The 13,524-nt window shown below is 65.4% G+C and carries 12 protein-coding genes; all 12 read left to right on the top strand.

The features are described from left to right. Positions 1–4: 4 nt before the first annotated feature. A complete protein-coding gene (gene bchB / locus DBZ32_RS20530; RefSeq protein WP_119169138.1) occupies positions 5–1,648 on the top strand; it encodes a ferredoxin:protochlorophyllide reductase (ATP-dependent) subunit B in 1,644 nt (547 codons plus the stop codon). Then, on the top strand, positions 1,623–5,462 hold the full coding sequence (locus tag DBZ32_RS20525) for a magnesium chelatase subunit H (protein WP_119169137.1): 3,840 nt from the start codon (positions 1,623–1,625) through the stop codon (positions 5,460–5,462). The genes bchB and DBZ32_RS20525 overlap by 26 nt, the downstream gene beginning before the upstream one ends. 61 nt (positions 5,463–5,523) lie before the next feature. Next, the gene (gene bchL, locus DBZ32_RS20520) at positions 5,524–6,408 is read left to right on the top strand and encodes a ferredoxin:protochlorophyllide reductase (ATP-dependent) iron-sulfur ATP-binding protein (protein ID WP_119169249.1); all 885 of its coding nucleotides are present in this window, start codon (positions 5,524–5,526) and stop codon (positions 6,406–6,408) included. Then, positions 6,408–7,124 (top strand): magnesium protoporphyrin IX methyltransferase, encoded by a 717-nt coding sequence (bchM, locus tag DBZ32_RS20515; RefSeq protein ID WP_119169136.1) that lies wholly within the window; start codon positions 6,408–6,410, stop codon positions 7,122–7,124. Before bchL ends, bchM begins: the two co-directional genes overlap by 1 nt. After that, a complete protein-coding gene (locus tag DBZ32_RS20510) occupies positions 7,121–8,572 on the top strand; it encodes a BCD family MFS transporter (RefSeq protein WP_119169135.1) in 1,452 nt (483 codons plus the stop codon). The genes bchM and DBZ32_RS20510 overlap by 4 nt, the downstream gene beginning before the upstream one ends. 41 nt (positions 8,573–8,613) lie before the next feature. Next, the gene (gene puhA, locus DBZ32_RS20505; RefSeq protein WP_208539350.1) at positions 8,614–9,393 is read left to right on the top strand and encodes a photosynthetic reaction center subunit H; all 780 of its coding nucleotides are present in this window, start codon (positions 8,614–8,616) and stop codon (positions 9,391–9,393) included. Between the two features lie 37 nt (positions 9,394–9,430). Next, positions 9,431–10,153: a photosynthetic complex putative assembly protein PuhB gene (gene puhB / locus DBZ32_RS20500; protein ID WP_162906887.1), complete on the top strand. Its 723-nt coding sequence runs from the start codon at positions 9,431–9,433 to the stop codon at positions 10,151–10,153. A gap of 48 nt (positions 10,154–10,201) precedes the next feature. Continuing rightward, positions 10,202–10,741, top strand: coding sequence for a photosynthetic complex assembly protein PuhC (puhC, locus tag DBZ32_RS20495; protein ID WP_119169132.1), 540 nt, complete (start codon positions 10,202–10,204; stop codon positions 10,739–10,741). Continuing rightward, entirely contained in the window at positions 10,738–11,040 is a 303-nt protein-coding gene (locus DBZ32_RS20490) for a hypothetical protein (RefSeq protein WP_119169131.1), read from the top strand. The genes puhC and DBZ32_RS20490 overlap by 4 nt, the downstream gene beginning before the upstream one ends. Next, the gene (gene acsF / locus DBZ32_RS20485) at positions 11,037–12,173 is read left to right on the top strand and encodes a magnesium-protoporphyrin IX monomethyl ester (oxidative) cyclase (protein ID WP_119169130.1); all 1,137 of its coding nucleotides are present in this window, start codon (positions 11,037–11,039) and stop codon (positions 12,171–12,173) included. The genes DBZ32_RS20490 and acsF overlap by 4 nt, the downstream gene beginning before the upstream one ends. Before the next feature lie 19 nt (positions 12,174–12,192). Beyond that, a complete protein-coding gene (puhE, locus tag DBZ32_RS20480; RefSeq protein WP_119169129.1) occupies positions 12,193–13,098 on the top strand; it encodes a putative photosynthetic complex assembly protein PuhE in 906 nt (301 codons plus the stop codon). A gap of 45 nt (positions 13,099–13,143) precedes the next feature. Next, positions 13,144–13,524: aminotransferase class I/II-fold pyridoxal phosphate-dependent enzyme (locus DBZ32_RS20475; RefSeq protein WP_119169248.1), on the top strand; the 381-nt coding region annotated here is incomplete at its 3' end.

The following is a 13,524-nucleotide window of genomic DNA, read 5'->3' as shown; positions in this document are numbered from 1 at the left end:
GGGCATGCAACTGACCGTCTGGACCTACGAGGGCCCGCCACACGTCGGAGCCATGCGGGTCGCGACGGCGATGCGCGAGGTGCACTACGTGCTGCATGCTCCGCAGGGCGACACCTATGCAGATCTGCTCTTCACCATGATCGAGCGGCGCGACCGGCGTCCGCCGGTCACCTACACGACCTTCCAGGCGCGCGACCTCGGCAGCGACACCGCCGAGCTGTTCAAGACGGCGGCGGCGGAAGCCGTGGAACGTTTTCAACCTCAGGCCCTGATGGTCGGTGCTTCCTGCACGGCCGAATTGATCCAGGACGATCCGGGCGGCCTCGCCAAGGCGCTGGGTCTGTCCCTGCCGGTGGTGCCACTGGAACTGCCCTCCTATTCGAAGAAGGAAAACTGGGGAGCGGCGGAGACGTTTTACCAGATGGTCCGCACGCTGGCCGGACCGAACGCGCCGGCGCCGGGCGTGACCCGCCCGGAGCGCCCGGCCGATGCGCGGCCGAGCTGCAATCTTCTAGGCCCCACGGCCCTGGGGTTCCGCCATCGCGACGATGTCCTCGAAGTGACGAAGCTGCTGCAGTCGATCGGCGTCGAGGTCCAGGTCGTGGCGCCCTTGAACGCCACACCGGCCGATCTGGCGCGACTGGGAGACGCGGACTTCAACGTAGTCCTCTATCCGGAGATCGCGCAGACGGCGGCGGGCTGGCTGAAGCGGACCTTCCGTCAGCCGCACACCACCGTCGTTCCCATCGGGATCGGTGCCACCCGCGATTTCCTGGCCGAGGTCGCCGAACTTGCCGGAGTCGATCCGGGCCCCGCCCTGGCCGGTGCACCGTCGCGTCTGCCCTGGTGGTCGCGCTCGATCGACTCGACCTACCTGACCGGCAAGCGCGTTTTCGTGTTCGGCGACGGCTGCCACGTCGTTGCCGCCGCCCGCATCGCCCGAGAAGAACTGGGCTTCGAAGTGGTGGGTCTCGGCACCTACAGCCGTGAGATGGCCCGCGAGGTCCGGACGGCCGCCGAAGGCTACGGCCTGGAGGCTCTGATCACCGACGACTATCTGGAGGTCGAGGAGCAGATCGAGGCCTTGCAGCCGGAGTTGGTCCTCGGCACCCAGATGGAGCGGCACATCGCCAAGCGGCTCGGTGTCGGTTGTGCCGTGATCTCCGCACCGGTGCACGTTCAGGACTTTCCCGCGCGCTACGCCCCGCAGATGGGCTGGGAAGGCGCGAACGTGATCTTCGATACCTGGGTCCATCCCTTGATGATGGGTCTGGAGGAACACCTGCTCGGCATGTTCCGCGAGGACTTCGAGTTCAACGACGAGGCCGGCGGTTCGCACTTGGGCCATGGCAGCAAGCGATCGGGTCCCGAGGCTCCGGTCGAGAGCCGCGAGGCAGCGCCGGGTCCGGAGACGGCAATCCCACAGACTTCGACCGCCGAAGCTATGGCCTCCCAGACCACGACCCCGGAGACGACGACCCCGGTCGCACCGTTCTGGACGGCAGAAGCCGAGTCGGAACTCGGTAAGATTCCCTTCTTCGTTCGCGGCAAGGCGCGCCGCAACACCGAGCGCTTCGCCAACCAGCGAAGCATTTCAGCCATCACTGTCGAGACGCTCTACGATGCCAAAGCCCACTTCGGCAAATAGCACGCCGTCCGCCGCGAAGGTTTCGGACCGGGATCTTTCGGCCGGCGCCGTTCCGATCCGCGTCGTTCTGGTGACCCTGGACCGTCATTTGGCGAGCGCCGCCGCGCGCGCCGTCGGAACGTTGAAGCGCGATCTTCCGGGATTGGAGTTCGGTTTTCACGCCGCCACCGACTGGGCCAACGATCCGGACTCCCTCGCGCGTTGCAAGGCGGACATCGCCCGCGGTGACATCGTTGTCGCCTGCATGCTCTTCGTCGAAGAGCACATTCAGGCCGTGCTGCCGGACCTGCAGGCGCGGCGCGACCAGTGCGACGCCATGGTCGGCTGCATCTCGGCCGGTGAGATCGTCAAGCTGACGCGCCTCGGTCGTTTCGCCATGGACGGCAGCAGCCAGGGCGGCATGTTGGCGCTCCTCAAGCGCCTTCGCGGCGGTAAGAGCAAGGATGGCCAGAAGGGCATGAGCGCCGGCGCCAAGCAGGTCGCCATGCTGCGCCGCCTGCCGAAGATCCTGCGCTTTATCCCGGGCACGGCCCAGGACGTCCGGGCCTACTTCCTGACCCTGCAGTATTGGCTCGCCGGTTCGGAACATAACATCGTGCAGTTGGTCCGGTTCCTGGTCGACCGCTACGCCGCCGGCCCCCGCAGCGCCTTGCGCGGCACCCTTCCGGCCAAGCCGCCGCTCGATTACCCCGACCTCGGTCTCTATCATCCGCGCTTGACCGCGGGCATTGCGGAGCAGCCGGGCAAGCTGCCGCGTCTGAAGCCGGCGCAGCGCCAGGGCCGCGTGGGCTTGTTGCTGATGCGTTCCTACGTTCTGGCCGGCGACACAGGTCATTACGACGGCGCCATCGCCGCGCTGGAGGCCGAGGGCCTGGAGGTCGTTCCGGCCTTTGCGGTCGGCCTCGACCAGCGCCCGGCGATCGAGGCTTTTTTCCTGCGTGACGGCCGCCCGACCGTCGATGCGGTGGTCTCCCTGACGGGCTTCTCTCTGGTCGGCGGTCCAGCCTACAACGACGCCGAGGCAGCCGAAGAGATGCTGGCCGCCCTCGATGTGCCTTACATCGCCGCACAGGCGGTGGAGTTCCAAAGCCTGGAGCAGTGGGGCAACTCGAGCCGCGGGCTGATGCCGGTCGAATCGACCATTCAGATCGCAATTCCCGAGTTGGACGGCGCCACTGGTGCGGCCGTCTTCGGCGGCCGCTCCTCCGGCTCGGGCGAACTCTGCCAAGGCTGCGATCGTCACTGCTGCTTCGAGGCGGCGGGCGCCCAGGACATGCACGTCTGCCATGACCGCGCCGAGGCTTTGGCGGCGCGCGTCGCCAAGCTCGTCGCCTTGCGTAAAGCCGAGGTGGCGGAGCGGAAAGTCGCTATCGTGCTGTTCAACTTCCCGCCCAACAGCGGCGCCACCGGCACGGCGGCCTACCTCGACGTCTTCGCCTCCCTGCATGCGACGCTGCAGGCGATGCATCGGGAGGGCTATGAAGTCGAACTGCCGGACTCGGTGGAGGCGCTGCGCGCCCGCCTGCTCGAGGGTAACGCCCAGCAGTATGGAGCCGACGCCAACGTGGCGGCTCGCATCGCGGTCGACGACCATGTCCGGCGCGAGCCTTGGCTGAAGGATATCGAGGCGGCCTGGGGTTCCGCGCCGGGGCGTCAGCAGACCGACGGACGCAGCCTCTTCGTGCTCGGCGCCCACTTCGGCAAGGTCTTCGTCGGCGTCCAGCCCGGCTTCGGCTACGAGGGCGATCCGATGCGGCTATTGTTCGAGCAGGGTTTCGCGCCAACCCATGCCTTCAGCGCTTTCTATCGCTGGCTGCGCGAAGACTTCGGCGCTCATGCGGTCCTGCACTTCGGGACCCATGGCGCCCTCGAGTTCATGCCGGGCAAGCAGACGGGCATGTCGGGCGCCTGCTGGCCCGACCGTCTGATCGGCGCGCTGCCGAATCTCTATCTCTATGCCGCCAACAATCCGTCAGAAGGCACGATCGCCAAGCGCCGCTCCGGCGCGACGACGGTCACCTACATGACGCCGCCCGTCACTCACGCCGGACTCTATCGAGGGCTGAGCGAGCTGCGCGCCTCGCTCGATCACTGGCGGGGACTGCCACCCGACGCAGAGACGGAGCAGTCGGAGCTTGCGACCTTGATTCAGGCCCAGGCCGCGGAGGTCGATCTGGCCGAGCCGGAGCCTCTTTGGAATGGTGACGCCAATCAACGGATCGGCCGCTTGAGCGCGGAGTTGAGCGAGATCGAGCAGTCGTTGATTCCGCACGGCCTGCATGTGGTCGGGCAGGCGCCGAGTCCCGAGGAGCGGGGCGAACTGCTCTATGCGATGGCGGAGCTTGAGCCCGCAACGGCCCCTTCGCAAGCCGCCGTGGCCGCCCTGGTTGCCGGTCGGACGGCGGAGGAAGCGGCCCGGATCGACGGCCACGGAGAAGACCAGGCGCGCATCTCCGTGCTGTCCGAACTGGCCGAGGCGAACGCCAAGATGCAAGGCGATCACGAGATCCGCGGTCTGCTGCATGCCTTGGAGGGCGGCTACATCCGGCCAGTTCCGGGTGGCGACCTGCTGCGCACGCCGCAGATCCTGCCGACCGGGCGGAACCTGCACGGCTTCGATCCCTTCCGCATCCCCAGTGCCTATGCGGTCGCCGACGGTCGCCGTCAGGCCCAGCGATTGCTCGACCGCCATCTGGCCGAGGGCAACGGGCTGCCGAACTCCGTCGCCTTCGTGCTCTGGGGCACCGACAATCTGAAGAGCGAGGGCGGGCCGATCGGTCAGGTTCTGGCGCTGCTCGGCGCCAAGCCGCGCTTCGACGGTTACGGCCGGCTTTGCGGCGCCGAGCTGCTGCCGCTCGAAGACCTCGGTCGACCGCGCATCGATGTGGTCGTCACCCTGTCCGGCATCTTCCGGGATCTCCTACCGCTACAGACAAAGCTGCTGGCCGAAGCAGCCTGGCTGGCCGCCAGTGCCGAAGAGCCGCTGGAGATGAACTTCGTTCGTCGCCATGCCCTGGCTTATCAGGCCGAACACCAGTGCGATCTAGAGACCGCGGCGCTGAGAGTCTTCTCCAATGCCGACGGGGCCTACGGTTCGAACGTCAATCAGCTCATCGAAAGCGGTGCCTGGAACGACGAGGACGAACTGGCCGAGACCTACAGCCGGCGCAAGTGTTTCGCCTACGGGCGCTCGGGTCAGCCGGAGCGGCAGAGCGATCTGCTGCAGTCGATGCTGGCCGACGTCTCGCTCGCCTATCAGAATCTGGAATCCGTCGAGGTCGGAGTGACCACGGTCGATCACTACTTCGACACCCTCGGCGGGATCGGCCGTGCGGTCCAACGTGCCCAGGGTACGTCGGTGCCGGTCTATATCGGCGATCAGACCCGGGGCGACGGCACGGTGCGCACGCTGGGCGAGCAGGTGGCACTGGAGACGCGCACGCGCATTCTCAATCCGCGCTGGTACGAAGGCATGCTCAAACATGGCTACGAGGGCGTGCGTCAGATCGAGGCGACGGTGACCAATACCGTTGGCTGGTCGGCCACCACCGGCCAGGTGCAGCCCTGGGTCTACAGCCAGGTCAGCGAGACCTTCGTGCTGGATCCCGAGATGCGCCGCCGGCTGGCGGACTTGAATCCCAAGGCGTTGGCGAAGGTCGCCAATCGTCTGCTGGAAGCGCATGAGCGCAAGTACTGGAGCCCCGACGACTCGACCCTTGAGGCCCTTCGCCAGGCCGGCGAAGAGCTTGAGGATCGCCTGGAGGGGATTGGAGACGGCGTGGCCGGCCAGGTGACCGGCGGCGTTGCCGCTTAATCGTTACGCCCGGCGGCTTGGCCGCCTAACCGTTACGCGAGGAGTGGCCTTGATGGGCAGCATGACAAGTGTTCTTCCCAAACGCGCCGACGGCGAAGGCAGCGTTCAGGTGGAGATGGACCCGAGCCTTCAGATCGGAAAAGCCAAGGTCTTTGCGGTCTACGGTAAGGGAGGGATCGGCAAATCTACGACCTCGTCCAACCTTTCCGTGGCTTTCTCGAAGTTGGGCAAGCGGGTGCTCCAGATCGGCTGCGACCCGAAGCACGACAGCACCTTCACCCTGACCAAGCAGTTGATGCCCACCGTGATCGACGTGCTGGAATCGGTCGACTTCCATTCCGAGGAACTGCGCGTCGAGGACTTCGTGTACGAAGGCTTCAACGGCGTGATGTGCGTCGAGGCGGGCGGACCACCGGCGGGGACCGGCTGCGGCGGCTACGTGGTCGGCCAGACGGTGAAGCTGCTGAAGGAACATCACCTGCTGGAAGATACCGACGTGGTGATCTTCGACGTTCTGGGCGATGTCGTCTGCGGCGGCTTCGCGGCTCCCCTGCAGCATGCGGATCGTGCGCTGATCGTCACCGCGAACGATTTCGACTCGATCTACGCGATGAACCGGATCGTCGCCGCGATCCTGGCCAAGTCGCGCAACTACGATGTCCGCCTCGGCGGGGTGATCGCCAATCGCTCGGCAGCCACCGATCAGATCGACAAGTTCAATGCCAAGGTCGGCCTGGATGTTCTGGCGCACCTGCCGGACCTGGACGAGATCCGCCGCTCGCGCCTGAGCAAGTGCACGCTCTTCGAGATGGAGACAACGCCAGCGGTCGAGGCCGTTCAGAAAGAGTACCTGCGCCTGGCCCAGATTCTCTGGGACGGCCGCGATCCCTTGCTGGCGACGCCGATGAAGGATCGCGACATCTTCGATTTGCTTGGATTCAACTGATGCCCACCACCACCTTCGCAACGCGCCGAGGCCAGCTCGAGCACTACTTTGACCGAACGGCGGTCGAGGCCTGGGCACGCCTGACGTCGGATGCGCCGGTCAGCCGGATCCGGGCGACGGTACGTGCGGGGCGCGACCGGATGCGGGCGACCCTGCTGTCCTGGCTGCCTCGGGATATGACCGGGATGCGTTTGCTCGATGCCGGTTGCGGCACGGGCTTGTTGTCGGTGGAAGCGGCGCGGCGCGGCGCGGCCGTCGTGGCGGTCGATGTCTCGCCGACTCTGGTCGGTCTGGCGGGAGAAAGGTTGCCTGCCGATGTCGATCCGGCGCGGCTCGATTTCCGGGTCGGCGACATGCTGGATCCGGCCCTGGGGCAGTTCGATCATGTCGTCGCGATGGACTCTCTCATTCACTACAAGCCCGGCGACGCCGTTCAGGCGCTGGCGCGGCTTGGTGAACGAACCACGGGCTCCATCGTCTTCACCTTCGCGCCGCGCACACCGCTCCTGAGCGCCATGCATGCGGCCGGTCAGCTCTTCCCGCGCAGCGACCGCGCGCCGGCGATCGAACCGGTCAGTCCCAGCGGCCTGCGGGCGCGCATTGGACGTTCCCCCGGGTTGGAAGACTGGCGGACGGGCCGGAGCGAGCGGATCGTCAGCGGTTTCTACACCTCGCAGGCCCAGGAATTGATCAAGGGGGAGTCGGTCGTTCGATGAGTTGGTTGCGCGACCAGATCACCGGGTCTTGGATGCGGATCGGTCCGCAGTTTCTGCCGTTTGCGGATGCGGCGAGCCGAGAACTGCCGATCGGCCGGCTGTTGCGCCTGTCGCTCTTCCAGGTTTCGGTCGGGATGGCGGTGGTCTTGCTGACGGGGACGCTCAACCGCGTGATGATCGTCGAACTCGGTGTGTCGGCGGGGCTGGTCGCGGTCATGGTTGCCCTGCCGCTGGTCTTCGCGCCGCTGCGCGCGCTGATCGGTTTCCGCTCCGACACCCATCGCTCCGCGCTGGGATGGAGGCGGGTTCCCTTCATCTGGATCGGAACGCTGCTGCAGTTCGGCGGCTTGGCGATCATGCCTTTCGCCCTCTTGGTGCTTTCGGCCGACGTGGTGCATGGACCCGAGGTGCTTGGTCATATCGGCGCGGCGTTGGCCTTCCTGCTGGTCGGTGCGGGTTTGCACACGACACAGACGGCCGGGCTGGCCCTGGCGACCGATATCGCACCGGTCGAAACGCGGCCGCGCGTGGTGGCGCTGCTCTACGTCATGCTGCTGTTGGGCATGGTTGTGAGTGCCCTGCTGTTCGGCTTGCTCCTGTCGGACTTCAGCCAGATCAAGCTGATCCAGATCGTTCAGGGCGCAGCGGCGATTACCGTCGTGTTGAACGTCATTGCCCTCTGGAAGCAAGAGGCACGCAACCCGGAGCGGACCCGAAGAGACCTGCAAAGCCCAAGCTTCCGCGAGGCCTGGGACGGCATAAGAGACGGCGGCCGGACCAGGCGTTTGCTTGTCGCGGTGTTTCTCGGCACTGCCGGCTTCTCGATGCAGGACGTTCTGCTGGAGCCTTACGGCGGCGAGATTCTGAACCTGAGTGTGGGCGCAACCACGCAGCTGACCGCGATCCTTGCCGGCGGCTCGCTGGTCGGCTTCGCGTTGGCGGCGCGCCGCCTGAGCCGGGGGGGTGATCCTTTCCGGTTGGCCGCCTTGGGAATGCTGGTGGGCATCGCCGCCTTTTCCGCCGTGATTTTCGCGGCGCCTCTGGAATCGGTGGCCATGTTTCGCGTCGGCACTGCCCTGATCGGCTTCGGCGGCGGGCTGTTGGCGGTCGGTACGCTGACGGCGGCCATGGCGATCGCCGATACCAAGGCCGCGGGCTCGGGCATGGCGCTCGGCGTCTGGGGCGCGGTGCAGGCAACGGCCGCCGGCGGCGCCATCGCCTTGGGCGGTCTGTTGCGCGATACGGTCGGACACTTGGCCTCGATCGGCGCGCTTGGGCCGGCTCTTACCGATCCGTCGATCGGCTACTCGGTCGTCTATCACCTCGAAATTCTGCTGCTGTTCGCGGCACTGGTCGCCATCGGTCCGCTCGTACGGGTGGATAGCGGCGTCGCATCGGTTCGTTTGGAAAGACCGGCGCGGTTCGGTTTGGCTGACTTCCCAGGATAGTCAGCAGGTCGCCCCGCTCTTGATCAAGGAGGTCAGCTATCATGTCAGCCAGTATCACCAGCCATATCGATGTGGCTCAGGTCGTTCTCTATACTTTCTGGCTGTTTTTCGCGGGGCTCATTTTCTACCTGCGCCGCGAAGACCGGCGCGAAGGCTATCCTCTGGAATCAGAGCTTTCCGGCAAGCCTTACGATGAAGACTCCCTGCTGATTCCCGAGAGAAAAATCTTCACCTTGGCCAGCGGCGAGCAAACGGATTCGATGCGGCGCGATCAGCGCGAGCTGAAGCTGGCACCGACCCAGGCCTGGTCCGGCGCACCCTTCGAGCCGACGGGCGATCCAATGGCCGACGGGGTCGGACCTGCCTCTTGGGCGGAGCGCCGCGACGTCGTCGAGCGCACGGCCGACGGTCACGCCAAGATCGCGCCGATGCGCAGTATGCCGGACTTCGTGATCGCCAAGGGCGATACCGATCCGCGCGGTCTGCCGGTCAAGGGCTGCGACGGTGAGGTCGCCGGCACCGTGACGGATGTCTGGATCGATCACGGCGAGCAGATGATCCGCTATCTGGAAGTCGAGTTGCCCGGCCTAAGTGGCGAAGCGACGGGGGGCGGTGCGCTGTTGCTGCCCATGGCCATGGCCAAGCTGACCGGCTACCCGGCCTATGTTCGCGTTGTCTCAATCCGTAGCGATCAGTTCGCCGGCGTTCCGCGAACGAAGGTCCCCGGCGAGGTCACGCTGCTCGAGGAGGAGAAAGTCGTGGCCTACTACGCCGGCGGCTATCTCTATGCCCAGCCGTCGCGCATGGGACCGGTGTTTTAAGGTTTCGCCGATAGAGGGCGAGAGAGGAGCAAGCACGATGTGTGAGATCGAGATCGAGGAAATTCCCGGACTGCCGGGCAAGCTGCCGGAAGGCGAGCGGCTGCTCTGGCAAGGCCGGCCAAGCTGGCAGAGCCTGGCGCGTCGTTGCTTCAAGCTCCGTTGGGTGGCCGCATACTTTGCCGTTTTCGGCAGTTGGTGGAGTATCTCCGCGTTCAGCGACAATGCCACCTTGGGCGCCGCACTGCTCGAAGGGCTGATGCTCCTGCCGATTGCGGCACTCGCGCTGGGGCTGCTGTGTGGTCTTGCCTGGCTCACCGCCCGGACCACGATCTACAGCATCACGAGCCGGCGTGTGGCTATCCGGTTCGGGATCGCCTTGCCGATGACGATCAACCTGCCGTTCTCGCGTATCGGCTCGGCGGATCTGAAGAGCTACGACGACGCCAGTGGCGACATCATGCTGTCGTTGCTGGGCCGTGACCGCTTGGCCTACCTGCATCTCTGGCCACACGCCCGTCCCTGGTGCTTCACCCGGGTGCAGCCGATGCTGCGTGGGTTGCCGCAGGTGCAGGAGGCTGGCCGCATTCTCGCCGATGCTCTCGCTGTCGCGGTCGCCGAGCGCCAGGCTGCCGAGCGGATGGCCGCCTCCGAAACCACTGCTTGCGAACCTGCGCCGCCGAGGGCGGGACGGATCCGGAAAGCATCGGCGCGCAGGCAGCCCGCCCTGCCTGCCGGCCTGCCCGTCGCAGCCGCCGAGTAGGTACGGCGCCGCAGCGCGAGCCCGAAGGTAGGAAAGGACCTAAGCCTCATGACCGCCCAGACCGATCATCTTCATCACCCCAAACCCTTTCCCAAGGGCATGCTCTGGGCGGCGGCGGCACTGATCAGCTTTTCCATCGCGATCGCCTTGATAGGACGCATGACGGATTTCGGCACGGTGCGCAATCCCGAGGCATCGCCTCGTGCGGCTTACGACCTGATTTTTGCCGACAGGGTGGACGGTTCTGTTTCGATCGCCAGTGCCGAAACGGGGCAGCCGGTGATCGCTCTGGATCCTGGCACCAACGGTTTCGCCCGTGGCGTCATGCGCGGCTTGGCGCGCGACCGCAAGCTCGAGCGGATCGGCCGCGACGTTCCCTTCCGCCTGACAAGCTGGTCCGACGGACGCTTGACCCTGGAGGATCTCGCGACCGGGCGCGAGGTCGAGGTCAATGCCTTCGGTCCGACGCAAATCGAAACCTTCGTGAAGATCATGGAGGCGGCTGGCAGGAAGGCGGCTGCCGAGGCATCGGCGGGAGCGCGAAGCCAGACCGCTGCGCCGACTGTCGGAAGGGAGACTGTAGAATGATCGCTGCGCTGTTCGGTCGCCGTGAGGTCGAGGTGCCCTGCACCGTGGAGGTGGCCAATACCTTCGAAAGTCTACATGCCCATGTCGAGCTGGCGCAGGAGAGCGATCTGAATCCGGGCGATGCCGTACGCGTGCATGGCGAGGCTATTCAGGCGTGCTACGGCGAAACCTTCAAGCTCGAGCGCCGCGCCACGGTGACACGCGCCGGCTGGCTGGAGCGCGCCTGGACACGCGTGATCGGACATTTTGAATTCATGGAGCTGCTGGATATCAGCTTCAGCGACAGGAGGAAGCTATGAGCCCTCGTTCATCACGTCATATCGCTCCCGCGGACAACGAGTATGTAAAGGCGGAACTGGCGAAGAACGGCATCGACGCCTTCGCCCAGGACGCGCCGAGCGACTCTACCTTGCGCGCGCAGGAAGACACGCTGCTCAGTCCGCGCTTCTACACGACCGACTTCGATGCGCTGGACGCGGTCGACGTCAGTCCGGTGCGTGCGGAGTGGGATGCCCTGATCGCAGAACTCGCCGAAGACCGCAACAAACTCCATTTCAAGCGCGATCCGGACTGGGCCGCGCAGGTTCAGGAGCTGCCGGAGGGGCTGCGCAAGGAGTTCATGGATTTCCTGATTTCCTCCCTGACCGCCGAATTCTCGGGCTGCGTTCTCTATGCCGAAATGCGCAAGCGCGGCACCAACCAGGACATCATCAACCTCTTCAAATACATGAGCCGCGACGAAGCCCGGCATGCCGGCTTCATAAACGACTCCCTGAAGGATTTCGGGATTGGCGTCGACTTGGGGTTCCTGACGAAAACCAAGAAGTACACCTATTTCCAACCCAAGTTCATCTTCTATGCGGTCTATCTCTCCGAGAAGATCGGCTATGCCCGCTACATTGCGATCTACCGCCATCTGCAGCGCAATCCCGACCGCCGCTTCCACCCGATCTTCAAGTGGTTCGAGCAGTGGTGCAACGACGAGTTCCGTCACGGCGAGGCCTTCGCTCTTCTGATGCGCACACAGCCCCATACGCTGCGCGGCTTAAACAAGCTGTGGATCCGCTTCTTTCTGCTCGCCGTCTTCGCGACGATGTATGTGCGCGACCACGCCCGGCCCGAGTTCCATGCCGCACTCGGAGTCGATATCGACGACTACGACATGCAGGTCTTCCGCATCACGACGGAGATTTCCAAGCAGATCTTCCCGCTTACCCTCGATATCGACAACCCGCGCTTCAAATCGCTGATGGATCGCCTATTCCGCACGGCCGAAAAGATTGATCGGGCGAAGGCACGCGGCGGGGTCGGCGGAGCCTTGGCGCGGGTGGGTCTGGCCGGGGTCGCGGCAGCCACGCTTGCGCAGCTCTATTTCTTGCCGGCCAAGCCCAATACGCCGCCGCTGGAGAGCCGGCTGGCTCCGGCTTGGTAGGAGGAACGCGGACGCCGCCATGGAAACCTACGCCGCACCAGCTCTCTTCGCGCTTCTTCTCTGGTGGTGGTCCACCGGGGCAATCCTTTGGCTGGTCGGTCTGCCGCGGAGCAGTCATCCTTGGTCGATGGCCGCCGTCACGCTGCTGCTATTGCCGATGGCGGTCTGGGGGCTGATCGCGAGCGGCGCGAACGCGAGCCCCTTCGGCGCCTATCTCGCTTTCGCCGGTGCCGTAGGTGTATGGGGCTGGCACGAGATGACCTTTCTCTTCGGTTATGTCACCGGACCGAACAGGCGACCTTGCGCGACGGGCGTAACGGGTCTCAAGCGTCTGCTGTCGGCGAGCGGGACGGTCATCTATCACGAGCTGGCGCTTGCCTTGACGGCTGCTTTACTGGTCTGGCTGCTTTGGGAGAGTCCCAACCAGGTCGGTGTCTGGACGTTTCTGGTGCTCTGGGTGATGCGCCTGAGTGCAAAGCTCAACGTCTACTTCGGTGTGCCGAACATGACCGAAGAGTTCCTGCAGCCGCATCTGTCCTATCTGACGAGCTACTTCCGCAAAGGTCCGGTCACGCCGCTCTTCGCACTGGCCGTGACGGGCGGGACGGTCGTGGTCGTCCTTGCGGCCTTGCGTGCGGTCGATCCGGCAACACCGCTCTTTGAGACAGTCGGGTTGGTCCTGGCCGGCACACTGCTGCTCCTCGCCGTCGTAGAGCATTGGTTTCTCGTCCTGCCGCTGCGCGACGCGGCGCTGTGGCGCTGGGCATTGCGTGAAGCCGCGCCGGGATCTGCGCCCGAAGGGAAGGGAGCTGTCCCGCTGCGACTGGACGTACAGGGAGCCGTGCCCCGGTCCGAATCGGTCCATGCGGAGGCACCGCAGACCCCTGTCGCTCTCCTGCAGCGCAAGATCTCCGTCGCGGGATGAAGGTTGGGATAAATAAGACGAACGCTTAAAGCGGGAGACGATTGGATGGACTACGAGTTTTTTTTCGAGGGTCAGTTGTCGGCGTTGCGCGCTGAGGGTCGTTACCGTGTTTTTGCGGATCTCGAGCGGCGTGCGGGCGCTTTTCCGCGTGCGACGCGCTACCGGGGCGATGCGACCTCGGAGGTGACGGTCTGGTGCTCGAACGACTACCTGGGCATGGGGCAGAACGCCGAGGTGATCGCGGCGATGCACGAGGCTCTGGACCGCTGCGGGGCGGGAGCGGGGGGGACGCGGAACATCTCCGGCACCAACCACTACCATGTGCTTCTGGAGCGCGAGCTGGCGGACCTGCACGGCAAGCAGGCGGCGCTGCTCTTCACCTCGGGCTACGTCTCCAACTGGGCGGCGCTCTCGACCCTGGCGGCC

Origin of the sequence: Algihabitans albus (assembly GCF_003572205.1) — a bacterium.
In the GTDB taxonomy this organism is placed as follows: domain Bacteria; phylum Pseudomonadota; class Alphaproteobacteria; order Kiloniellales; family DSM-21159; genus Algihabitans; species Algihabitans albus.
The sequence above is the reverse complement of the archived record's forward strand: the minus strand, read 5'-3'. Positions and strand labels throughout refer to the sequence as shown.

What these genes read in the sequence shown, in the direction of transcription:
- bchB (WP_119169138.1), top strand. Translation starts at nt 5, where the DNA reads ATGCAACTGACCGTCTGGACCTACGAGGGCCCGCCACACGTCGGAGCC.
- DBZ32_RS20525 (WP_119169137.1), top strand. Translation starts at nt 1,623, where the DNA reads ATGCCAAAGCCCACTTCGGCAAATAGCACGCCGTCCGCCGCGAAGGTT.
- bchL (WP_119169249.1), top strand. Translation starts at nt 5,524, where the DNA reads ATGACAAGTGTTCTTCCCAAACGCGCCGACGGCGAAGGCAGCGTTCAG.
- bchM (WP_119169136.1), top strand. Translation starts at nt 6,408, where the DNA reads ATGCCCACCACCACCTTCGCAACGCGCCGAGGCCAGCTCGAGCACTAC.
- DBZ32_RS20510 (WP_119169135.1), top strand. Translation starts at nt 7,121, where the DNA reads ATGAGTTGGTTGCGCGACCAGATCACCGGGTCTTGGATGCGGATCGGT.
- puhA (WP_208539350.1), top strand. Translation starts at nt 8,614, where the DNA reads ATGTCAGCCAGTATCACCAGCCATATCGATGTGGCTCAGGTCGTTCTC.
- puhB (WP_162906887.1), top strand. Translation starts at nt 9,431, where the DNA reads ATGTGTGAGATCGAGATCGAGGAAATTCCCGGACTGCCGGGCAAGCTG.
- puhC (WP_119169132.1), top strand. Translation starts at nt 10,202, where the DNA reads ATGACCGCCCAGACCGATCATCTTCATCACCCCAAACCCTTTCCCAAG.
- DBZ32_RS20490 (WP_119169131.1), top strand. Translation starts at nt 10,738, where the DNA reads ATGATCGCTGCGCTGTTCGGTCGCCGTGAGGTCGAGGTGCCCTGCACC.
- acsF (WP_119169130.1), top strand. Translation starts at nt 11,037, where the DNA reads ATGAGCCCTCGTTCATCACGTCATATCGCTCCCGCGGACAACGAGTAT.
- puhE (WP_119169129.1), top strand. Translation starts at nt 12,193, where the DNA reads ATGGAAACCTACGCCGCACCAGCTCTCTTCGCGCTTCTTCTCTGGTGG.